Genomic DNA, 23,922 nt, shown 5'->3' with positions numbered 1-23,922 from the left:
CCTTCCGGCTGCCATGGTACGGTCTGCGCGTCATGAAAAACAACCCCTTTGCGGCTTCCCCATGCCGCCATCCCAAGAAAAGAATCCATGTCTAATACAATCATTGTCGGTGCCCAGTGGGGCGACGAAGGAAAAGGTAAAATCGTTGATTACCTCACTGAGAACACGGACGTCGTCGTCCGCGCCGCCGGTGGCAACAACGCCGGCCACACCGTCATCAGCAACGGCACCAAGTACATTCTGCACCTGATCCCTTCCGGCATTCTCTGGAAAGATAAGATCTGCGTCATCGGCAACGGCGTCGTCATGGACCCCACCGGTCTGCTCGCCGAAATGGCCAAACTGCGCGGCCAGGGTGTCACCATCACCCCGGAAAATCTCCTCATCAGCGAAACCGCCCACCTGGTGATGCCCTACCACCGCGGCCTGGACAAGGCACGTGAAGCCAAGCGTGGCGACAAAAAGATCGGCACCACCGGTCGCGGCATCGGCCCCGCCTATGCTGACAAAGTCGAACGCGACGGCCTGCGCACCATCTTGATGACGCAGCCGGAGATCTTCGAAGAGGAACTCCGCGACCGCCTTGCCCGTCACAATGCCACCTTCGCGGAACTCGGAGTCGAACTCGTCCCCGTCGAAGAAACCGTGAAGGAAATGCTCGAAGCCGCCAAAACGCTGGCCCCGCACATCACCAACACCACGGTGTATCTCCACGAGGCGATCAAAGCAGGCAAGAATCTGCTCTTTGAAGGAGCCCAGGGCACCTATCTCGACATCGACCACGGCACCTATCCCTTCGTCACTTCGTCCAACACCACCTCCGGCGGTGCCTGCACCGGTTCCGGCGTTCCTCCACGCATGATCGACAAGGTCGTGGCCGTGGGCAAAGCCTACACCACCCGCGTCGGCAGCGGCCCCTTCGTCACCGAAAACGACGCCATCGGCGACATGCTGCACAACATGGGCCGTGAATTCGGCGCCACCACCGGCCGCGCCCGCCGCTGCGGCTGGCTGGACTCCGTCCTCGTGCGCTACGCCGTCATGATCAACGGTGCGGATGAACTCGCCATCACCAACCTCGACGGCCTGGATGGTCTGGACACCATCCAGATCTGCACCGCCTACACCCTGCGCGGCAAGACCATCCACTACCCGCCGAGCACCGCCGCTGACCTGGCAGCCTGCGTTCCTGTCTATGAAACCCACCAGGGCTGGAAGCAGGACCTCAGCGGCATCCGGAACTTCGCCGACCTCCCTCCGCTGGCCAAAGCCTACCTCAAACGCCTCGAAGAACTGACCGGCGCTCGCGTCAGCCTCGTCGGGATCGGCCCGGACCGCGAGCAGACTCTCGTCGCTTGAGGTCACATTCCATTTGACGCCCGCCATCATTCCCCTACTTTCCCTGCCCTTTTCCCAAACCACCCAGACCCGTTTATGACCGAAATTCAGATCCGTAAAGGCGAGCCCGTTGACCGCGCTCTCAAACGTCTCAAGACCCGCCTCGAAATGGACGGCATCCTCGAAGAAGTCCGCCGCCTGCGTGCGCATGAGACTCCCAAAGAACGCACCAAGCGCAAAGCCCGTGCTTCCGCCAAGCGTGGCAAGATCCGTTATCGCTTCACCCTGCCAAAGGCCCCCGGCGCTCCCGAGGCTCCTGTCACCGCCGCGTAATTCGGCTCAGGGAAAAGACCAATTTAAAAGGGCGGGTTCATCCCCGCCCTTTTTTTGTGCCCACATTGCTCGGACATCCTGAAGAGGGCACGGCGGCTGCGGTCAAACCGGAGGCAATATCGCAAAGACGGCATGCTCATTGCCCCAACCTCTTAGTTCCTTCTGTTCATTGGGTGGCATTGCTGTTAATTCCTGCCATCTACTTTTCTGACCTCATGAAACTCAAACTCGACCTCGATGATTTCCGCGTGCCCGATGGCAAACCGTTTCGCATCAAGAAAGCGAAGACGAAGGTGAAGGATCTGTACAAGGACGATGCGCACTATGAGTCTCTCATCGCCGAGTTCCGCACGGAGATCGACGACCTGCAGCAGAAGATGTATGCGCAGGACCGGCAGGCGTTGCTGCTGGTGTTTCAGGCAATGGACGCCGCCGGCAAGGACAGCACGATCAAGCACGTGATGAGCGGTGTGAACACGCAGGGCGTGGAGGTGCATGCCTTTAAGCGCCCCACATCGGCCGAACTGGACCATGACTTCATGTGGCGCACCACCCGTGTGATGCCGCCACGCGGACGTATCGGCATTTTCAACCGCAGCTACTATGAGGAGGTTCTCGTCTGCCGGGTGCATCCCGAGATCGTGACCAAGGTGCAGCGCCTGCCCGCGCAAACGACGAAGAACATTGACAAGCTTTTCGCGGACCGGCTCAAAGACATCCGCAACTACGAGGCCTACTGCCACCGCAACGGCATCTTGATCCTCAAATTCTTCCTCAACGTGTCCAAGGACGAGCAGAAGAAGCGCTTTCTCGACCGCATCAACACTCCCAGCAAGAACTGGAAATTTGAAGAAGGCGACGTGGGCGAGCGCGGCCACTGGAAGGAATACATGGAGGCCTATGAAGATGCCATCCGCGTCACCGCCACTGAAGACTGCCCCTGGTATGTCATCCCTGCGGATGACAAGAAGAACATGCGTCTCATCGTCAGCGCCGCGATCCTGGCCGAGATGAAGAGCATGAAACTGAAGTATCCCGAACTGCCGCCGGAACAAAAGAAGCACCTGCAGGCGGCGAAGCAGATGCTGCTGGCGGAGTAGTGTTTTTATTTCAGGCTTCGCAGCCAGGCGACGAGGTCGAGGAGATCGGCTTCGGGCATGGTTTGATCGAGGCCCTGCGGCATGAGGCTGGTGATCAGGGTGGTGTCTCCCGCGATGGTCTGGTGCGCGATGGTCTTTTCCTGGCCGGCAATGTCGATGACGAGCAGGCCTTCGGCGGTGTGGGATTTGATCACGCCTAAAGTCTGCTGACCATCGCTCGTCTCAATGACGTGCGCTTCGTAATCGCGGGCGAGCGTGTTGCTGGGAAAGAGAATGCTTTCGAGCAGATCACGCTCGGTGCGGATGGCGCCGATGTGGGAGAGATCAGGACCGATGGGGCGACCGGCCGAGCCGATCTTGTGGCAGGCGATGCAAGTCCCCTTCCCCATCTCGAAGTTCTTTTTTCCATTCGCGGCATTGCCGCTGGCGATGACCTTCTCTGCCAACGGGCCGAGCTGGCGCTTCTTGGCTTCGGAGGCGGCTACGGCGGCGTTGCACGCTGGCAGGATGACGGTTTCAAAAATCTCCGGCGGCAGATCGCTAAACGCGGTGCGGTAAGCGCTTTCCTGCTGGCTGGCGATGACAGGATTTTTCGCAATTTCACGTGCGAAAGTGCTGCCGACTTCGGAGTCTTTCGTTTTGCGGACGATGCCGAGCAGCGATTTGAGCTCGACGGGGCCCAAGGTGGCAAAGAGCGGTGCGAGCTCGATAAGCTGTGGTTTTGCCAGAGGCGCGCTGGCGATCATGCTTGCGGCCTGAATCTTGGCGGCGGAAGAAGAGGCGGCATCCGCGAGCACACCCTTGACCATCGTGAACGTTTCGCCAGTGAGCTTGACGGACTTGGCGGAGTCGAGGGCCTTGAGACGAATGGCAAGCGGACGCTTGGTGTCGTTGGCGATGGTTTGGAGCGCGGCGTCGAAGTGCGGGGTCTTCAGTCTCTTGATGGCGTCGAAAACGAGTGGTGTGGGAGATTCGGCAAGGAGCTTGTCGAGAGGGGGAAGCCAGGCCTCGTTGGTAATGCCCGAGGTTTGGGCGGCGAGGATGCTCAAAGCCGCCATGCGGACATCCACCAAGCCATGTCCGAGCATGGCTGTCATGAGCGACTGCGCGGATGGCTTCGCGAGGTGTCCGGAAATGACCTGTTTGATGAATGCCACTCTTCCTTGTGTGATGTCGGATGCTTTGAGCCATTCCGTGAAAGCCGCAGCTGCTATTTGGTCGCCATCTGGCATCACTTCGAGCGATCTCCGGATTGCATCAGCCAGAGGGGGGGACATTTCAGGAACAAGACGAGAAAGCGAGTTTTCGACAATGCTGGCAAAGCTCTTTTCGGAACCGTGACGGGCCAATTCAACCAACAGCCAACGGCTCATATATCGGTCCGAGGCAGGACCACTGTGAAAGGGGGGCTTCATTTGACGAAGCGCGTAAATTAAAAGGTGCTCTGATGATGGATCGAGCTCCTGATCCAGCAACTGTCCCAGCACGCTCATGACCTCACCTTCCTGCGGCAGATTTTTCGCTGTCCATTCCAAGGCCTGACGCCGTGCGTGCTCATCATTCGACTTCAACGCTACGATTTGCGATTGGAGATCACTTTTGTGGAAGGACTCATTCGTGCTCTGAATGGCGAGCTGCGGCTTCTTCGGCTTGATCCGATACACAGCCCCCAGCAGATCTGACTTGGCCATGAGGCTGGCAGGGCAGCCGATGCGGAACCAGCCGCCTGTGTCAAAGAGAAGGAGGGAGCCGTCGCGCGGGTCTTCCATGACATCGGTGAGGTGGATGTCGGGATTGTGGAGGCGAAGGAACTCGTTTTCGACGGCCTTGTACGTGCTGCCGCTGGGGGTGAGCTCCATGCGGACGAGGCGCTGGGTGTTGAAGTGGGTGACCATGAACTGCTGAGCGCTTTGGTTACTGGCCTGATAGTTTTTCCAGAAACAGCAGCCGCTGACGGCGACGTGGCCAAAGTTGTACATGACGGGCATGGTTTCGAGGGTGCGCGGCAGATGGGCGATGGCTTTAAGCTGATCGCTGCGTTCATAGATACCGCCATAGAGCCAGTGGATGATGGTGTCGCCACGAGGCTGGCTGTAGTAGAGGTTCTGCACGCCAATGATGTCGCCATCACGAGTGAAATCGACTTCAACGGGATTGTCACCGCAGCCGAGGGAGTGCCAGGCGACGTCGCTGCCGTCGGGTTTGCAGCTCCAGATGCCGCAGGCGAGTGATTCATCCACCATCGTGCCGTCCTTCTGCGCGACCTTGTGACCTTTGCGGCCATGGCACCAGTAGAGGCGGCCATTGGGATGCAGGAAGGGGCCGTGGATGTCGGCGGCGTTGCCGGTGTAGTCGAAGCCGCCGACGATCATTTCACGCTGGTCGGCGACGCCATCATTGTCAGTGTCGGTCAGCTTCCAGATGCCGGGTGGTGAGCCGACGTAAAGGCTGCCGTTCAACCAGCAGGCGCCTTGCGGAAAGGTCATCTTGTCGGCAAAGACGGTGCTCTTGTCGAAGGTGCCGTCCTTGTCGGTGTCTTCGAGCAGGAGGACGCGGTTTGGCGGATTCGCTTCGAGCTGCGCCTTGTTCCAGTTCACACCAACAGCATCGCCCACAAAGAGACGTCCCTTGTCATCGAGGCAGCCCATGATGGGATGGGTGACGAGCGGGGAGGCGGCGGCGACTTCGAGGGTGTAGCCGTCAGGAAGATCGTGCTTCGGCAAAGGGAGGGACGCCTTGCCAGTGATGACGCCGGGGCGTTTGCCACTTTCGGGGATGATACTGCCTTTATCCGGAGGGAGATCTGCGGCGAAAACGGGGATGGCAAGGAGGAGAAGCAACTGGCGCATGATGGGAGTCATACGTTACCAATGAGGCGTCTCATTGCAGACAGACTGGCATAAAACGAAATTACCCGCCTACAGCCGCCGAACTTCCTGAACTTCGAGGCCGGTGAGCTTCCATTCATCCTTCACCGGGATGATGGTGATGCGTGCGTTGTAAATATTGACGCGTGGATGGCTGTGGCCCCAGTGGCCGACGATGCCACGGGCCATCCAGTTGCAATCCGCAATGAAGCCTGCGCCCTTGGGATTGGCCTCCACTTTGTCCACCGTGGCGGAGAATTCGGCAATGGTGACACGGGTGCCTTCACGACCGTCCAATGTAAGGGCCTGGATGGTTTCGAGATAAAGTTTGCGCAGAAGCTCGCCATCCACACTGCGGGCCAAAACGTCATAAACGTCTGACTCGGCGTGATGATCGAAAGCACGATAGACATTCCGCAGCAGCGGAGAGACGATCTTCTGCGCCTGAGCAACCTGGGTAATGGCCTGAGCGGCAGGTCCGGTATAAATGGGCAGCACGAGCAGCTGGCTCATGAGCACCCCACCCAGCAGCCAGACGAAAAAGTACGGCAGACTGCCCCCCGGAAGCTTGTGATCTTTGACCTTGAGGTAGATGTAAAAGGCGAGGCCGGCAACGAGCCAGAGGATGCCGCCCAGCGGCAGGCGAAATGGCTGCGGTAATGGAATCTGTGGCACAGCCACAAGCGGGGCCGGGCGCGGCATGCGGCCCTGATTGCGCCAGCGGAATGTTTTGATCGTTGAGTGTATTTCCCCGGTCTCGCTCAAGGGGCCAAAGAAGACACGCACCGGCAGCTTGGTGGTGCCTTTGATCCAGCCTTTCCAAGTGACATTCATTTCATCCGGCCCCGGAGGTGTGGCAAACTCCCACATGAATCCGACGAGCGCCTGATTCAGGGCCACTTCTTCCCCCTCTTTCAAGGGCAGAGTATTCCCGGGCAAGCCCTTGATCACCGCCACCAAGGGCATCGGCACTTGCAGCGCCTGATCGCCGACGCTTAACGAGCACCAGTCCGAGGCACGCGATGCCATGGTGTCGACAATTTGCTTCTGCTGGTCGGCCGGGAGCGCCGCCGGCAGTGCAGCCTCAGGTGCCAGCCAGGCCAGCACGGTGGCCGCATCAAAGAGCACTTCAAAGCGCGTCTGGTAGGGCTCGATGTAGAGATACGCCTGGGCAATCGGCGCTGTGATGGTGACTGTGCTGCTGGTAGGCAATGGCGGCGGCGCGGCGGCAGACGGGACTGCAGGCGGTGTAACCTCGGGTGAAGTGGCTGCCGGAGCTGCTGCCGGAACTCCTGCCTGAGGGGCAGGCTGGGGCAGCGGGCCTTTCATCTGCGGCGCGACCGGAGCTGCCGGCCCCAGAGAGGGTAGTGTCTGCAAGGGCTGGAGCGGGCCGATCTTGATCGTATCCTGCGCCCGCATTCCAATGGGAGCGACGCTCCCAAGTACCACGAAGATCGTCAGGAGGAGGACGCTGCACCAGTGCGATGTCAGGGAATGTTTTGGCATGCGATGGTGTTAGAAGACGCTGAATCAAAGCACCCACGGCTTGCGCCATTCCTTGGACAGCAGACTGGAAGCAGCGGCATTGTCTGCAATGGTCTCCGTTTTCGGATCCCACTTCAAGCCGGTGCTGCCGCTGCGCAGGGCAATGTTTGCGAGGTGCGCGATGGTGATGCTGCGGTGCGAGACTTCGATGGGAGTCGCCGTCGGTTTGCCATCGTAGATGCAGGAGAGGAAGTTGTCTGTGTGGTCCTTGCTCTCGTAGAGATGAATTTCCTCAGGTCGGGTCTTCTCGCGCAGAATGTCAGGGCTGCCGGCGGTGATCTTGCCGCGGTTGACGTAGATCCATTTGCCGTCATCACCTTCAAACAGAACCCCCACATGGTCGAAGGGCTTTTTGGCATTCGGCGTGGCCAGCGCGGCCTCCACTTCAGGCATGAGTTTGTGCGTCGGACTGGCCACCTGCATGACCAGGCCGTTTTCATACACGCACTCAAAGGCAAACTCGGAGGCCGTGTTGTAGAGCGCCGCCTTGTCCATCGTGCCGGAGACATTGCGCAACTCGACGGGGCCGCTGAGCTGGGTGCCCATGCCCCACTGGGCGATGTCGATGTGATGCGCGCCGAAGTCCGTGATCATGCCACCGGAGAAATTGAAGTTGTGACGCCAGTTGAGCGGCAGCAAGGCTGGACGGTAGTCCATATGTTCGGCAGGGCCGAGCCACATCTCGTAATCGAAGTCGGGCGGCAGCGGTGCTGGATTGATCTGGTCTGCCATGCCATTCCAGTTGGAGTGGCCTCCGGGCAGGCCGACGCGCACGCGCTTGAGTTTGCCGATGCGGCCATTCTGCGTCATCTCGCAGGCAAGACGGAAGTATTGATCACTGCGCTGCTGGCTGCCCGTCTGCCAGGTGACGCCAGCCTTGGCGACTTCATCGCTCATGCGGCGGCCTTCGGCGATGTTGAGGGCCAGCGGTTTCTGGCCGTAGATATGTTTGCCTTTGCGCGCGGCATAGATGGCCAGGTAGGCATGCCAGTGGTCTGGAGTGGAAACCTGCACGGCATCGAGGTCTTCCTTCTCCATCATTTCGCGAAAGTCCGAATAGGCGGCACAGGCCTTGACCGGTTTGTTTGCCGACTGGGAGTAATGCGCGTCGATGATCTTTTTGCCGGCTTCACGCCCACCGGTCCTTTTGCCATCGTAGCCGTAGTGGCCGTACTCCTTCATGGGATCAGCCACGGCGATGACCTGGCACTTGGCGTTGTTGAGGAAGGAGGGCGTCCAGTCACCTGCAATCGTCCCCCAGCCAATGGCACCGACGGTGATGCGCTCCGAAGGCGCGGGGCGTCCGCCTTTGCCGAGAGCCGTGGCGGGAATGATGGTGGGAAAACCAAGCGCGGCGGCGCTGGCAGTCAGAAAATGACGACGCGAGACGATTGGAATATCTTTAGCCATGCATTCAGCTTAGCGGAGGCTCTCGCCGTGGCCAGAAAAGAAATGAAAACTCTGGTGCAAGCAAAAGTGGACATGATGCGTCTGGTTGTTGCATTCTGACAGGATGAAAGAACTCATGGCATTGCTGCAACGCTTCCTGCCCCTTCTGCTGGCCATTCTGCTGCTTGCGGCCGCATTTCGCCCGCATCACGAGAAAAAAAGCCGCCTTCGGATCGTCCCTGGCGTGTGGCCGGCCGCCGAGCCGCTGCTGGTGGCGGGCGACCTGCAATTCCTGCCACCGAACCGCTTTCAAATCATTGAAATCACCTGGTCATCCGCCGTGGTCCGGGCATTTGGCAGTGGTGCCGCAGATGTGGCGGTGGTGACCTTGGACAGTGCGCTGCGAATGCGTGAGGCGGGGCAAAAGCTGAAGGTGCTCAAGGTGCTGAGCCAGTCTGCAGGAGCGGATGCGGTTCTGGCGCGCCCTCAGATCCAACGGCTGCAGGACCTCAAGGGCAAGCGAGTAGGAGTAGAGCGCAGCGCCGGCTCCTACCTTCTGGCGAATGCGCTGGAAAGCGTGGGCATGACGATGACAGAAGTCGAAATGGTGCCCATGTTTCAGTCGGAGATGGAACCAGCCATGCAGGCCGGGCAGGTGGAGGCTGTGGTAGTCACGGATCCGTGGCTGACCAAGCTGACTCACAACGGCACTCACAGCCTTTATGACTCAACCCAGCTCAAGGTGCCTATCATATATCTGCTGGTGGCGTCTGAGCGGGCCTGCAGCTCCTCCCGTGAAGAGCTGGTGTCTTTGCTTCAAGTTCAGGAAAAAATGGCGGAGACGATATGGGCAGGCAAACCCTTCCTGGGAATGGATGCCGTCCTGCGACGTGAGAATCTGGACGCTGCCGAGCTTTCATCATGCCTCGGGCGTCTGCGACGGCTGAACAAAACTGAAAACGTGGAAAAGCTGAAACAACTCCCGCAACTGGCGCTGCAAATGGAGGAGCAGATGATCCGCGCCGGCATCATCTTGTCCAAGCCGGCGGGCGGTGCATGGATCGATGACAGCTTTACAAAGGAGGCGCTTCCTTGAAACTGTTTCACTCCATCCAAAGCCGCATCACACTGAGTGTGTTGTCGTTTGGTCTTCTGATGATTCTGCTCAACAACTGGAGAAATCAGCATTGGCTGAAAGACCGTCGGCTCGTACGCCTGGAGCAGGAGGCTACTGAAACAGGCAGCCGCCTGGCCGGCCTGCTGCAGCACCTGTCCCGCAAGCAGCAGGAGCGTGCCGCCGAACTCGAGATGGCCTACGTGTCCCTTTCTGCCGACGTGGATCTGGGCCTTGTATGCAACAAGGAGGGAATCGTCAGCTGTTCCACCCACATGCAATGGAAGCGGATGGACGTCCTGAAAACACCGCTGGCAGCAGAATGGCAGCGGCACGCTTCTGTGCTGGAAACGATGGCGCCTACATTTGAATGGAACGCTGAAAAAACCAGCCTGGTGGTGATGGTTCCTTTCTTTGAAACTTACGAATCCAACAGCCGCGCTGCGATCTTGATTCGCTACGATGCCACCATGGCGCTGGTCGAGGTAAATGAGGAAGCCTGGCAGGAGTCTTTGCGGCAGGCCGGGGTGCTGCTGGCATCATGCCTGCTGCTCTGGTTCGCCCTCGATGAACTCATCACGCGCAGGGTGCGCCGGGTGGTGGAAATTTTGCGAGCCGCCAGCTCCACGAACGGCCTCCCGATGACATTGGAGGGGCATGATGAGCTCTCCATGATCTCAGTGGAATTTGCCGGGGCTTTGACCAAGCTCAGGACGGCGGAAAACATGGTGCTCGAAGCCGCAGAACAGGAGCGCAGGAAGATCGGCAGAGACTTGCATGATGATCTCTGTCAAAGACTCTCAGCGATCAAAATGAAAGCAGGGGTCGTGCAAGGGATGATCCATGAAAAAGATGGCAAGATAGCCGCCCTCGCCGGGCAGGTGGCTGAAGAGCTCTCAGAATCGACCGTGATCGCGCGCAGCATGGCGTGGGGGCTTGCTCCTGTGGGCATCGAGAATCATGGATTGAAAGATGCGCTGGAGAATGTGCTGGGGTTTGCCGAGAAGTCATACATGGTGCGGTGCTCGCTCGACTATTCCGATTTGAGCCCATCACTCACCGGGAGCTCCCAGGAACTGCTCTTCCGGATTGCGCAGGAACTGGTCATCAACGCCTGCAAGCATTCCAAGCCGGATGTCATCACCATCACCGTAAGAATGGAAGATGCCAATGTGGTGTTGAGCGTTATTCATGATGGAACTCCATTTACAGAACGCACCGCATCGGACGGGCATGGCATGGGCCTGCATCTCATGGGCCAGCGGCTGCGTACACTCTCTGCAACACTGGAGAGAACCATTGAAAAAGGCGAACGGGATTTCTCGATTGCCATTGTGCGGATTCCGCTAAAGAATCCATGATACAAAAACGGGCGGTTGCCCACGAGAACCTCGCACCCATGAAAGCCAATCCCACACAAGCCGCCATACGAATTGCCATCGTGGATGACCACACCATGATGCGTGAGGGATGGCGGCTCTTCATTGAAAATGCCGCAGATCTGGCTTTTGCCTGGATGGCCGGAGACGCCTCTGAGGCGGTGCGCAAAGTGGACGAGGACACACCGGATGTACTCGTCGTGGATATTTCGCTGCCAGACCGCTCAGGGCTTGAACTCATCAAGGATCTTCGCCTGCTGCGCCCGAAGCTGCCCATGATTGCCATTTCCATGCATGATGAGAAGCTCTATGCGCAACGCGCCCTCAAGGCAGGAGCACGCGGCTATGTGATGAAGAGCGCCCCGCAAAAGGTGCTGGAACAAGCACTGCACCGTGTGGCGAGCGGCGGCATAGCGGTCAGCGAGGAAATGTCCGAGGAAATCCTGAAAGCTTTTTCCTCCGGCAATGCCGCCGAATCCAAGGATTCCATCTCAGAGCTGAGCGACCGTGAGTTTGAAGTCTTCGTGCTGATCGGCCAAGGGAAGAACACAGGTCAGATCGCGGAGGCGCTGCGAATCAGCACCAAAACCGTGGATGTTCACAAAATGAACATTCGTGCAAAACTGGGGATGAATGAGACGGGCGAACTGGCTTATTTCGCCATTCGATGGGCGGAAGGGCAGAAAGCGAACTGAGCGCAAGCGATTTCCTGGAGCCAATTGGACTGCTGAATTTGCAGTTCTTTAAGAGCTGCCAGCCTCTGATTTTACAGCGGCGTCCATTGGTGTTGATCCCCATGGCAGAGCTGGCTTTCCGGCATCTATTCTCATGCCATGTTTTTCATGCCGTGACAGATCTCTGCTGAACACCTCAAGAGACCCCATGGCGCTGGCTGGCATTATTCCAGCCAGCCAGCACCGGGGCGAATGAGTGCGCCGGCAAAATTTCAGACATTGCGGCGGCGACGGCGCATGCCCAGGCCCAGCAGGCCAAACATAAGCAGCAGCAGGCGACCAGGCTCAGGCACAACTACAACGATGATGCCCTGCGTATCGAACAGGCTCACGTCCCACCGGAATCCGGACCCGAGTTCAAACAGGTCAAGATCTGTGCCGGTCTCTGCACCGGTGCGCAGGTAGCTGCCGTTGTAGAGGACCCCGCCGACATTGTAGGTCAGGTTAGCGCCGTTCCAGTCGAGGAGTTTGAACACATCCCCTGCGGTGGCATTGTAGCCGTTGTTAACGAGGGTGATTTTGGAGCCTGTAACAATGGTCAATGCACCACCAACAAGGATCTGATCGTGCTGAGCGCCGGTCACCGGATCATTGAGGAGGTGACTGTAAGTCGGATCAGTGGTGATGCCATTGATCCATGTGCTGTAGCCCGCAGTATCGTAACCGACCGTATTCATGGCGGTGTAGCTGGAACGTTGGGCTTGGAGAGTGATGTCCGAGGTGGCGCCAAAGGTGGCCGAGGAGACAAAGGTCAGCGTCCCCATGGATGCCCCGGCTTCGTCGCCAGGGCTAAGTTGGCCAAGAATGGTCGCGGCACCTTGAATCTGGCCGGTCCCAGCGACGGTGGTGCCAGCAGCGGATGAGAATCCAGCAGCATTAACGGCTCCCGTATCCCCCACATTATTGCGCCCCACCTGCAGGATGCCGGCGGCTACCGTCGTCGTGCCAGTGTGGTCGTTGTCCAAGGTCATCGTGGCCCAGCCATCGCCTGCTTTGACCACATTCAATGCAGCGGAGGCCGTAGGGCTGGCACCTGGAGCAAAGAACTGACTGTTCATAGTGCCGTCACGGAATTTGGCGTCCCACAACACTTCCGTGGAGGCCGGTGTGCTTTGAGTAATGGTCAGCGTGCCTTCGGTGGCGGCGGCGTTTTCAATGATTTCGGTGCTGCCATTGGTGCTGCCACCCATCGCGCCGGTGTCGCCGATGTAGGGGCCGACGCCGCCATTGGTGCTCAGAGAGCCGATGGTGCGGGCGCCGCCGCCGGTCTGCAGGATGGAATTGTATCCCATGTCCACATCGTTGGCAGCGGTAAGCGCCTTGGTGTTTTCCAGGCGAAGAATGGTGGTCTGATCCTGGTCGTAGCCGGTGTTGGCGCTGATACGGACATCACCTGTCCATCCGCTGTTGTCGGCCTTGAGCACGGCGTAGTTGTAGGTTCTACCGCTGGTGTTGTCGTTGGCACCGCCAGCGTCGTCACCGTAGAAGGTGATGTTGCCGCTGGTGGTGGTGCCGTCGAGAAGGCGGCCGTTGAAGTTGATGTAGTTCTGGCTGCCACCGTTCTCAGCGCCGTCGTTCATGTAAACGAGGAGGCTGTCGTTCAACGTGATGTCTCCATTGATGTTGATCAGATCGCCGTTGCCGACGGTTTCGATCGAGAGCTGTTTCGTCTGGGTGGGGTTGTAAACGACATTGATGTTATGATTGATTTCAATGGTGTAATTCTGAACCACATCCTGGTTCGAGATCACCAGTCGCGCCGTCCCCTGGCGGTCAGCAGACCCCAAGGTGATCGTCTTACCCGTCAAATAGCCGGTGCCAAAGACATCCGCCTGATACATGCCATAGACAGTGCCCTGCTTCACGATCAGGTTGCCAGTCCAGTCGGGACTGTTGTTGCGGAACTCCATCTGTCCGATGCCGTCCTTGATGATGTCGCCGTTTCCGGTGAGGAAGCCTGCGCCATTGCTGAAGCGCATGGTCTGCCCGCTGAGGACATCAAAGGTGGTGGTGCCCTCGATCGTGATGAAGCCGTTGAGATTCACGGTGCGAACGGCCGGATTGGCAAAGCCCGCTGGCGTGGCGACACTCGGATCCAGACTGCCGACAGTCACGTAATTGCTGCCCTTGAAGGTGATCCATTCTTCAAGATTCCAGTCCACGGCACCGTTCATCGCTCCCATCTGGATGGCCAGGTTCGTTCCGCTGCGGAGGATCGTGCCATCCGCAAAGGAGTTGTTGGTGCCGAGAATCGTGGAAACCTGCGAGGTTGTGGCCGTGGTATTGTCACCGTTCAGGCGCAGGGTTCCCTCACGGATGTCGAGCAAGCCCTGGAAATTGGCGTTGTTTCCAGTGTTCAGCGTGCCTTCCAGCGTCAGTGTTCCAGCACCGACTTTGACGATGTCACCGCGATACAGAGCGGTGGAAGCCAGGGTTCTGACACGCAGTTCGGCTGCGCCATCGACCACGTCAATGGTGCCACCTGCGCCGGTGGCAGTCACACCGCGGTTGCCGAGATCAGCATATCCGGTGCCGGTATAGCGCAATGTGCCGCCGCCAAATGTGATCTGGTCCACGGTGGCCGCGCCAGGATTGACACCGAGCTGGGACACATCGCTGATGGAGAGAATTGCACCATTGATGAAGGTCTTTCCGGTGTAGGTGTTCGCGCCGTTGAACACCACGACACCGGAGGTGCCGATGCTGGCGGCGTCCACCGTGCTAGGGCCAGTGATCGTCACATTGATCGCACCTGTGATAGGCACGTTCACATTCAGATTGCCAGTGCCGAACTGGTGGAAAATAAGCTCGGAACGTCCGCCCGTCGTCGTGAGGGCCGCGCCAGCACTGCCATTGATGGTCTTGTTTGCCGCTCCAACGTTGCTGCTCACCAGGATGGCACCGCCTGAGGAGGCGACTCCGGTGCCGGCAATCGTCAAAACACTGCTGCCGAGATCGATGACGCCGTCTGCGCTGGTGTCAAAACGCAGGGTGCTGATGGTCAGTGCAGAACCGCGCGTGCCGCTGAAGCCAGCACCACCGTTTTCGGAGATGTTGCCGCTCGCAGACCAGCTGGACACATCATTGTTGTAGTCGCTCGCGACACGAATCGTGCCGAAGGAACCCACGTCATTGCCACTGGCGCTGGCCACCATGGCGAAGTCTGTGGCAGTGCGCAGCTGAGAGCCATAGGTCAGCCAGGCAATGATGGCGTCCTTGGCTGCCGCAGTGGAACTGACATTGAAGTCGAGGGTGATCTGAGCGGTGCCGCCTGCCGCGTTGTCCTCGACAAGGTTGGCAGTGGCTCCCAGAGCACGGGTGAAGTTGCTGGTGGTGTTGTTGGCATTGGCATTGCCCATGTTGATGGTCATGTTGCGGGCCGTGCCTGCATTGGTGGTGCGAGCCACGATTTCATTGCCTCCGAGGGTGAAATCCAGCACCCGGATGGCGGCATTGTTGGTGGCGAAGGCGGTGGTTGTGTTGGCATCACTGCTTGCCAGTGCGATCACAGTGCCGCCGTCAAACCGCGCATTCAGGCTGGCCACCAGCGCCTGCACCGTGGTGCCGGTGTGGTTTAGAACCAAGGTGCCGCCTGCGAGGACGAAGTTGGCATCCGAGGCAGACGCAAGCCCTGTGTTCTGCAGGATGACTGTTCCGCGACCTTGTTTGAGGAAGCCAAAGTTTGGCGCGCTGGTGCTGCCGGTGTTGCCAGTGATCACCTGATTGATGACCACGGTGCCACCGCTCTGCGCCTGAAGATTGGCCACAATGCTGCCTGTCACAAGCGTGCCTGTGCCAGTGCCGAAAGTCACCGTGCCATTTTCATTCAAACCGCCCACGTATTTGGCTCCCGTGCCAACCATGGACCAGGCGGCCATGTTGAAGGACTGACCGGCCCGGGTCAGGAAGAGAGAGCTGAACGAGTTGGCAGTATTCCCCATCACAAACCCCTGCATGGTTGTGCTGCCATTGATGGCAAAAGAGGTGGTGTTCGAATCTGCATTCGGTATGCGGCTGATGGCGGTGTTCGTCCAGAATCCGCTGCCATCATTGCCCGCAGCATTGGGGTCATAGTTGATCAACATGTCTCCACGCAGGAGAGAGAGACGCCCGGCTGCATTGTACTGCTTCTCGAAGATGAAGCTCGTCTGGTCATTGCCGGCGGCAAGGTTGACACGCAGCACTTCATTCTCGTTGGTGCGAACGCCGGCCAGGGTCGGCAGAGTGGAGATCACATCGGCGATAGGAATGGCGTTTCCGCTGCCATCAGCCTTGTCTCCGAAGGTGCCGCGGAAGATGAATGCCTGCATCAGTTCACCCGAAGTGTCGAACTGGACAATGCGGGAGTCGATCTGCGTGATGTCATTGCTGATGGCAGTGTTGCCACCAACAATGTTGCCGTTGATGATGGTGTTGCTGTTGCCATCGAGGCGGATGCGCGGCGTGAAAATCGTCTGGCCAGCAAGATCCACGTTGTCGATGGTGATGTTGCCAAAATAGTTCAAGGTGCGGCTGAAATTGCGGAGGATCTGCTGATCGCCTGAAAGCACGCCAATATAGATGTCCTCACGCGCGGTTGCGGTGCCGATCTGGACACCTGCAGTGGAGCTGAGATTGCCGCTGCCTGTGATGACAACGCCGTTGCCATCGCCCCCCGCCCCGAGTCCGGTGCGACCATTGGTGACCTGCAGATCCCCCTCACTGATACTGGTGATGCCGGTATAAGTGTTGTTGCCAGCCAAAACCAGCTGAGCGAAGCCGGTCTTGAGCAAACCTCCTGTGCCCATGATGTTCGACCGGACATGCAGTGTGCCTGTGCCAATGGCTCCCGAGGTGGTGAGATAATAGCCATTTTGGGCATTGAAGATGGCTTCACGGCTGCCGAAATCGAGATTTCCGCCCAGAATGTAAGTGGCAGCATCCGCTGTGTTGCCCACTGCAAAAGTGGCGCTGCTGACCATGCCGGAAGAGATGGTCAGGGTGCCGTCCACATAAAGCAGAACCGCGTGATGGTTCGTGTAGCTCGTCAATGCGGTGGTGTTGTTCACTAAGCCGCCGGAACCATTGTTGTCAAAGACCGGGCCGAAGCGCAGCGCGTTGATCGCGGTGCTTTCTTTCATCACGGTGGCCAGATCATTGAGGCTCACATTCTGGTTCAAACCCAGAGCGGTGCTGTTGCCCAGGAGGCCGCCGGAGGCCGTGAAGTATTCCGAGTCATCGAGCGGACGAAGGTAGCCGCCCTCATACGTCATGAAGTTGCTGCCGCCCAGATATTGCAGGTTGCGCTGCTGGTTCCAAAGATCACTGACGTTGGCATTGTTGAAGCCCAGGATGCGGAAGTCCGTGTCCAGTCCAAGCGGAATGACGCCCCCGAGAATGCCGACGGCGATCTGTTTGTCGGTGGCGATGGTGTTGTTTCCCACCAGGGTGGTGCCAAGAGAACCCACGGCCACACGGACACTGTCCCCTGCCGCCGCAGTGCTGAAGGTGGAGGTGGCATCCAGATCCACGAACCGCACGACAGCACCCGCAGAGCGGTTCAGCGTGTTGACGGTGAGCGTCATGTTGGTGCCTGCGCCATCCGTAGGATAGAAATCCACAATGTTGGTGCCTGACTGCACATTGACCGTGCCCAGCGTTTCCGTGTTGTTGACCGTGCCGCCGCTGAGACGCAGCCAGCCATTGCTCATATTGGTGATGGCGCTGTCATTGATGCGGTCATTGTTGTTGCCGCCGGTAGCACCAGAGGTCGCATCGAGGCGGTTGGTATTGTCCAGGGTGATCATGCCCCGGCGCTGGAGGTTGATGGTGGTCACACCCGAAAGCACGCCGTTGACGCCATTGAGTGTAAGGCCCCACTCCGCCCAGCCTTCAGCCAATCCCTGAGTGGGGTAGTTCACGCTGTTGATCGCATATGTATGGCTTTCCCAAGGCACGGCGGCGTAGCCGTAACGCAGCACGTTCAAATCTCCGGTGAACGTATTGTTGGCGGTCAGACGCAGCTCGCCGAACCCGATTTTTGTAAAACCACCCAGCCCCTGGATCACCCCGCCAATCACCAGCTTGGATGCCGGCGATTCCGTTGTATTGCCCTGCTCGGCGACGGTGTAGTTGCCAATGGAGTCGGAGATGATGATGTTCCGATCAGCGGTTCCTGTCAGATTGAGTTTCCCATCCAAAAAGGTGGAGCCGTCCTGAATGGTGAAGAAATCAAGCTGAAGGTAGTTGTAGCCACTGTTGGCAGCGGCGATCACGCCATTCATGGTGATGTCCACCGTGTTATGGGTGTTGAACTGGTTTTCAAAGAGCAGACGCGCACCCGTGTTTGCTCCAAGGCCGAGTGCTGCGTTTGTTGCATCCGCCTGAATCTGGCCACCATAGCCGATTTCGATGCCGTTGGTGATGTCCGAACTTTGAATACCGTTGTCGGCAATCGAAGCAGACACTTCATGCCTGAAGCGTACGCTGCTGCCACGGATCACCAGACTGTCGAGCGCACTGGAGAAGCTTGCGTCTGCAAACACCATGTTGTCCGAGGCATTGCGACCTCCGATGATGGTGAGGATCTTGTTGTTGCCTGCGATGACCGGGCGATTGCGGGTGAACGCACCAGTCAGGCCGTTGGCGTTGCTAAGATTGGTGTCATACGTGCCGATCACGAAGGCTGACGCATTGACCGTACCGCCGCTGTTGATGGTGGCGTTGTCATCGAGGGTCAGGAATGAAATCTGCCCTGTGCCGGAGGAATTGCGCAGAGCTCCCGTGCCATTGAAGCCCGTGCCGGCGATTTTGAAGATTTCACGGAAAGGATCGCTGTCATCTCCGAGATTGAGCGCCTGACCACGCAGATCCACCGAGGCTCCGGCAGCGACGACGGTTTCATTGCCAACCCCAAAAGCACCCAGCGCACGCGCACCACCGACATAGAGGATGCCTTCGTTGACCATGATCTGACCGAGGAGAGTCGCCGTCTTGTTGATGCCGGTGTAGCCATCATAAACGTCGGAGAAGTTGTTGGCGCTGATCTGCATGATGCCGGAGCCGGTCTTGGTGAAACCATTCTGTGCATAAACGATGCCAGAGATGTTCAGACCGACACTGCCAGTATTGGCTGCCACCGGGATATTGAATGTGAGACCGGCCGCCGTCGTGTTGTTCATGGTCTGCTTGCCGCTCAAGGTGCCCGCTGCAGCTGCAAGGGTCGTCACGGTGGCACCATCATTGTAAGTGATGTATTCGCCGGTGTTACGGCTGTCATTGAACTGCAGAATGCCTGAACCACCGATGGTGGTGATGCCGCGCACATTGCCCAGTGCATTATTGTTCCCGTTGATCTGGATCGTGCCGCCATTGACGACGATGTCGCCATAGAAGTTGCTGTTGTCGTCGTCGAAGAGCAGCACCCCTGAATTGCCGGTGTCTAGAATAATCGTGCCATCCCCGGTGATGGTGCCCGTGTTGTAGACAGCAGTATTGGTGGTGAGGAAGCGAAGCACCGACCCGGCACCCATGTTGATGACGTTGCCCTGAGGCGAGACGCCGTAGCCGCCAAGGAAAGCGTTGGTGGCAACGGTGGGTGCGGCCGCCGTGCCGCCCACCTGGATTTCACCTTCATTCAGGTTGAGAGCACCGCTGTAGGTGTTGAGGGCATTGAGGTAAACCTTGCCCGTGCCAGATTTGGTCAGAATCTGTGCACCTGTATTGTTCTGAATGACGGCATCAATTTGGAGCGCCCGCGCGCTGTTTTGCAGGATGATCAGAGTCTCAAGACCGGCCGTCGTCGCCGCATTCTGAATGAAGCCGTTGCTGATGATGACATCCCCCGCGTTCACGTTGGGGGTGATGAGAAGGCCACCGCCCGTCATGGCCAGCACTCCGCCACCGAGATTAAGGGTGCCGCCACCGGCTGTGTTGAATCGCAGAGTGTTGGCAGCCGTGCCAGTGATTGAGAAATTAGTCACGTCCACGTTGTTCGTGGCCGCGTACGTGTTCACGCTGTAGGCAGTGTATGCGGTGACCGGACCGTCGCCACCGTTGGTGGAGTTCATCGCCCAATCGGTCTTGCCCACAGTAGCGTAGCCACCAAGAATGCCGTTCGTGTTGGTCGTGTCCACCTGCGCGATTCCTGCAGCACCGAAGTCGATGGTGCCGCCGACATTGCGCGTGATGGCATTCATGCGAAGAACAGAAGTGCCGCTGGTGCGGGTGACCGCGTTGGCTCCAGGAGCGATCGTGGTGGCACTCACCACTTCGATGTGGCTGCCTCCGTTGAGGTTGATCGTGCCACCCGATGTGCCGAGGATTTTGGTCTGCCCAGGAACATTGGCGTCCACTCCGACAGTTGTCAGCGCGGTGATGGTGCCCAGGGTCAGGGCGGCAGCGTCAGCCAGCTTGCTGTTGTTGTTCGTGCTGTAGTCAAGAACGAGCGTGCCATCGCGCACCACCGTCTGGCCTGTCCATCCGGAACCATTGACACCCGAAAGAATGACGCTGCCTTTGCCAAAGATGAGCAGGGTGCCGCTGCCGGTGACCGCCGAGGTGGAGTTGTTGAACTCCACGGAGGCTCCTGCATCGACGGACAGGCGCAGCTGGTTGGTCAGGGTGAGCAGTCCGGTCAGAACACTGGTGCCGCTGGTGACCCCCAAGCCGCCGTCTGCGACGGAGTTGGTGATGTTGTTGGCCAAGGTGATGCCAGTGCGGATTTCCAAGCCATTGCCTGAAGCACCGTTGACGGTGATGGTACCGCTTCCCAGTGCGTTGCCAGCGCGGATGGCCAGTGTGCCGGCGGTGATGGTCGTGCCACCCGTGTAGGTGTTCCCCGCACTTGGATCAATGACCCACATGCCGCCGTCCACTTTTGCGAGGGAGGTGGCTCCGCCTTGATCGGTGATCTTGAGGCTGAAGGTATTGTCGCTGATCGTCGTGCCGCCCAGGGTGAGTGTGCGCGCGCCGTTGCCGGTGAATACGATGGACCCCGTGTTGCTGAAGGTGAGAGTCGGATTCGTCGTGCCAATAAGGGTGCCTGAAGCATTGATACGAGCAGCCAGAGCGCCGAGTCCCATGGTGAAGAGACGATCGGTGCTTTGATTCGTCAGGCCCTGCCAGGTAAGAATACCGCCTTGATTCACGGCCGTGTTGCTCACGAAGACGAGATTTCCTGCGGCATTGCTTGAAGCGCCGACGCCGCTCGCGATCCCGCCGTCGGCAAGATAGTAGATGGTCATGCCTGCGCTGGCAGTGGCACCACCGGTGGCACCGATGGTGGTAATGCCCGTGTAAGTGTTGCGTGCGCTGCTTGTCAAAGTCGCAGCAGTGGAGGATGACACCGTGCGAGTGAGGTTCCCTTCACCCGAGAAGAAGCCGTTCATGGTGCTGCTGGCCCCTGTGATGGAGAGAGTCTGGCCGGAAACTATTTCAGCCTCAGTCAGCACATCGCCCGTCAGGGTGGCAATGGTTTCGGAGTTGATGATTCTCAACTTCGCGGTGCCGGAGTAGATGCCGTCGCCGCCATCTCCATTGAGAGCCACACCGACAGTGTCCAGAATTGCCGCACCGCCGGCGAGTTCAAGAGTGCCATTGTTGATGATGAGAGTTCCGGTGAAGGTGTTTGCGCCACTGAGGCGCCAGGTGCCAGCCCCCTCTTTGATCACCGCCGTAGCCTGGCTGGTGGTAGGATTGCTGATGATACCAGCAATGGTGTTGGTCAGGGTGTTGGAGCCATCAAGCAGCCAGTTATGCGTGCCCGTGGTTCCAGAGGTGAGTGCGCCGTTGATGATGATCTGCTTCACTCCGTTGTTGATCAACTGGCCACCCGTGGTGTTCCCGGTTGCGGCAGTGACCAGTGCCCAGGTGATGTTGCTGGCAAAGGTGGCGACTCCAGCATTGGGGTCATTGAAAATGATGGTGCCCACGTCAGCACTGTTGGGTGCGATCGTGTTGGTGCCCTGGCCGAAGCCGCCATCACCAATCTGGTCGCCGTTCCCATACTGATCGTAGCGGCGGCCATTGAAGTTGTTGCTGCCGAGAGTGATGCTGCGAGCCACATTGGTGTTGCCCATGACGCTGGTGTTTTCCGAGCCGTCGCCAAGATCCCCCTGCAGTTCAAGCATGCCGACATTGACGGTGATGCTTCCGCTAAAATCATTGCCGGCGTTGGTCAGAGCCCAGCGGCCCGAGATGCCGTAGCGGTCATCGTCAGTCACATTGCCCATGGCGATGGAAAGGACATTGGCCCCCTGAGAAATGACACCCGTGATCTGGTTGGTGATTGGGTTGAAGTAACCACCAGTCTGACCGGTAAGTTGAAGGGTGTTGGTGGCGGTCGCAGTAATGCTGCCGCTGAGAATGAGCGCTCCGCTGCCATTGGCGGTGATACGGTTGCTTCCAGTGCTGGTAATAGTCGCAGCAGTGCCGGCCAGAATGATGTTTCCAGCATAGGTTTCCCCCGCTCCGACATAGTCAATGGAACCGGCCCCGGTGCCGGCACCGAGTGTGACCGAGCTGAAGGAACCGATGGCATTGGCGAGGTTGGCGGTCTGGATTCCACCGCTGCTGTTGTCAGAAAGCCTGCCGAGCAGCAACGCACCGGTGTTGGTATTGGTGCCATACATGGCCATGAAGTTGCCACCACCAAGAGTCAGATTGCCCGAACCTTGGAATGAGCCTGCGATCAACTGAGTCCCGCCGTCATCGACGGTCAGCGTCTGACCAGCACCAATGAGGGTGATGGCACCGCGCTGCATGTAGAGCTGGCCAATGGTTTCCGTATTGGCAATGCTCAGCGTAGCTCCGTTCAGAACGTGAGTGTCGTTATCATCAAAGATGGCCGAACCATTGGCGAGAACGACCGTGCCTTTGTCAATGTAGGTGCTGCCGGTATTGAATGTATTAACACCCGCGAGGGTGGTGACGCCCGAATTCTGGAAGACCCAAACGTTGTTGCCAGAGAGCACCCCGTCGTAGGTGTTGCTGGCGCTGCCGCCAAACACCACGGTGCCGTTGTTGATGATGTTCAGCCGATGAGTGCTGTCAGCGTTGACGAGGGTGCTGTTGATGAAGAGGATGCCGCCGCTCTCAGATTGGAGAATGGCGACCTGGGTGTTGGGAGCTCCCGTGGTGGAGCCGATGGTCAGATTGCCGGTCAAGGTGATGTTGCCCAGTCCCTGGCGCAGCAAAGTGGCATTGCGAGCCGTGGTGCCATCGGTGTTGGGATTGAGCGTGATGTTATTGGCGACGATCGTGTCTGCAATCAGGTGCCAGCGCAGGTCGGTTGAACCACTGGTCGTGGACTGCAGGATCACATCACCCGTGCCAAGAGAGCCGGTGTAGGTGTCATTGCCGATGCGGAGAGAGACACCGGCATTGACGGACTGGAGCCCCACAGTGGTCGTACCGGTGTAGGTGTTGTCCGCTGTAAGATAAACGGTGTTGCGAGTTTGAATGAAATTGCCGGAGCCGGAGATCTTGTTTCCAAGCACCAGATGGCCGTCGTTGGTGTTCGTGATGAGAGTGCCATTGTTGACGATATCCGAACGGCTGCCGATGCCCCCAGCCGAGTTGTTGCCAAACTGAACGGTGGCGTTGGTTCCGATGGTGAGAGTGCCGTTCAGCTGGTTGGCCGCATTGGTCAGCAGCAAGGCTCCCCCCACGATGGTGCTGTTGACAGTGAGACCGGTTCCAGGTGCCGAAATGATCTGCCCGCTGAGCACATGATTGAAGGCGGAGTTGAGACTGATGGTGCTGGCACTTCTCAACACCAAAGGAGCGGACAGAGTCTGCGCTGCTCCGCTGCTGATGGCCAGCGTGCCCCCATCAAGATTCAAGAGTTCGGTGATCGTGCCGCCCGCAGTGACATTGATTTTGAGCGTGCCACCAGCATTCACCGAAGTGAGGTTCGCCCAGCGGTTGGTGACAGCCGTGGCGGCAGCCCCAAGTCCGGAGTTGTTTTGGATTTCCAAAATTCCACCCCTGACGGTCACACGGCCTTGGAAGGTATTGGTGCCGGTGATGGTGGTGGTGCCGGAACCAAGCTGTTCAAGGTTGCCCGCGCCTGAGATGACAGCGGCAATGGTCAGCGAGTTGCTGCGGTTGAAGCCGAGGGTGCCGTTGTTCAGAATGGCTCCG

Annotated in this window: 10 protein-coding genes (1 of these 10 running past the window's edge); 6 read left to right on the top strand and 4 right to left on the bottom strand. The window is 58.5% G+C overall.

Annotated elements, in window-relative coordinates; translation table 11 throughout:
- The first annotated feature begins 87 nt into the window (after positions 1-87).
- The 3 genes from AC24GY_RS04770 to AC24GY_RS04760 all read left to right on the top strand — a co-directional run bounded on the left by AC24GY_RS04770 (position 88) and on the right by AC24GY_RS04760 (position 2,771).
- Positions 88-1,359, top strand: coding sequence for an adenylosuccinate synthase (locus tag AC24GY_RS04770; RefSeq protein ID WP_422319845.1), 1,272 nt, complete (start codon positions 88-90; stop codon positions 1,357-1,359).
- 75 nt (positions 1,360-1,434) lie between these two features.
- Positions 1,435-1,671, top strand: a complete 237-nt coding sequence (gene rpsU / locus AC24GY_RS04765; protein ID WP_422319846.1) for a 30S ribosomal protein S21 — start codon at positions 1,435-1,437, stop codon at positions 1,669-1,671.
- 215 nt (positions 1,672-1,886) lie between these two features.
- The gene (locus AC24GY_RS04760; RefSeq protein ID WP_422319847.1) at positions 1,887-2,771 is read left to right on the top strand and encodes a polyphosphate kinase 2 family protein; all 885 of its coding nucleotides are present in this window, start codon (positions 1,887-1,889) and stop codon (positions 2,769-2,771) included.
- 5 nt (positions 2,772-2,776) lie between these two features.
- Here AC24GY_RS04760 and AC24GY_RS04755 read toward each other — a convergent pair whose 3' ends face one another.
- From AC24GY_RS04755 to AC24GY_RS04745, 3 genes are all read right to left on the bottom strand, one after another.
- The gene (locus tag AC24GY_RS04755; protein ID WP_487680751.1) at positions 2,777-5,620 is read right to left on the bottom strand and encodes a PVC-type heme-binding CxxCH protein; all 2,844 of its coding nucleotides are present in this window, start codon (positions 5,618-5,620) and stop codon (positions 2,777-2,779) included.
- A 69-nt stretch (positions 5,621-5,689) separates the two neighbouring features.
- A complete protein-coding gene (locus tag AC24GY_RS04750) occupies positions 5,690-7,144 on the bottom strand; it encodes a hypothetical protein (protein WP_487680749.1) in 1,455 nt (484 codons plus the stop codon).
- Positions 7,145-7,168: 24 nt separating this feature from the next.
- Positions 7,169-8,593: a Gfo/Idh/MocA family protein gene (locus tag AC24GY_RS04745; protein WP_487680747.1), complete on the bottom strand. Its 1,425-nt coding sequence runs from the start codon at positions 8,591-8,593 to the stop codon at positions 7,169-7,171.
- A gap of 103 nt (positions 8,594-8,696) precedes the next feature.
- Here AC24GY_RS04745 and AC24GY_RS04740 point away from each other — a divergent pair, with 103 nt between their 5' ends.
- From AC24GY_RS04740 to AC24GY_RS04730, 3 genes are read left to right on the top strand one after another with little or no spacing between them, the layout of a single operon-like run.
- Positions 8,697-9,668, top strand: a complete 972-nt coding sequence (locus tag AC24GY_RS04740) for an ABC transporter substrate-binding protein (RefSeq protein WP_487680745.1) — start codon at positions 8,697-8,699, stop codon at positions 9,666-9,668.
- A complete protein-coding gene (locus tag AC24GY_RS04735) occupies positions 9,665-11,047 on the top strand; it encodes a sensor histidine kinase (RefSeq protein ID WP_487680742.1) in 1,383 nt (460 codons plus the stop codon). The genes AC24GY_RS04740 and AC24GY_RS04735 overlap by 4 nt, the downstream gene beginning before the upstream one ends.
- Before the next feature lie 38 nt (positions 11,048-11,085).
- Positions 11,086-11,760, top strand: coding sequence for a response regulator transcription factor (locus AC24GY_RS04730; RefSeq protein ID WP_422314848.1), 675 nt, complete (start codon positions 11,086-11,088; stop codon positions 11,758-11,760).
- Between the two features lie 251 nt (positions 11,761-12,011).
- On the opposite strand, the gene AC24GY_RS04725 is transcribed toward AC24GY_RS04730, so the two are convergent.
- Positions 12,012-23,922, bottom strand: the final stretch of a protein-coding gene (locus tag AC24GY_RS04725; protein WP_487680740.1) for an autotransporter-associated beta strand repeat-containing protein. Its footprint extends 18,002 nt past the window's final position; the window shows 11,911 of its 29,913 coding nt (coding positions 18,003-29,913); its start codon lies off the right edge, out of view; it ends in the stop codon at positions 12,012-12,014.

Source organism: Prosthecobacter sp. Pr1 (assembly GCF_057652315.1).
Note: the sequence above shows the minus strand (reverse complement) of the source record. Positions and strands in the feature narration are given on the sequence as shown.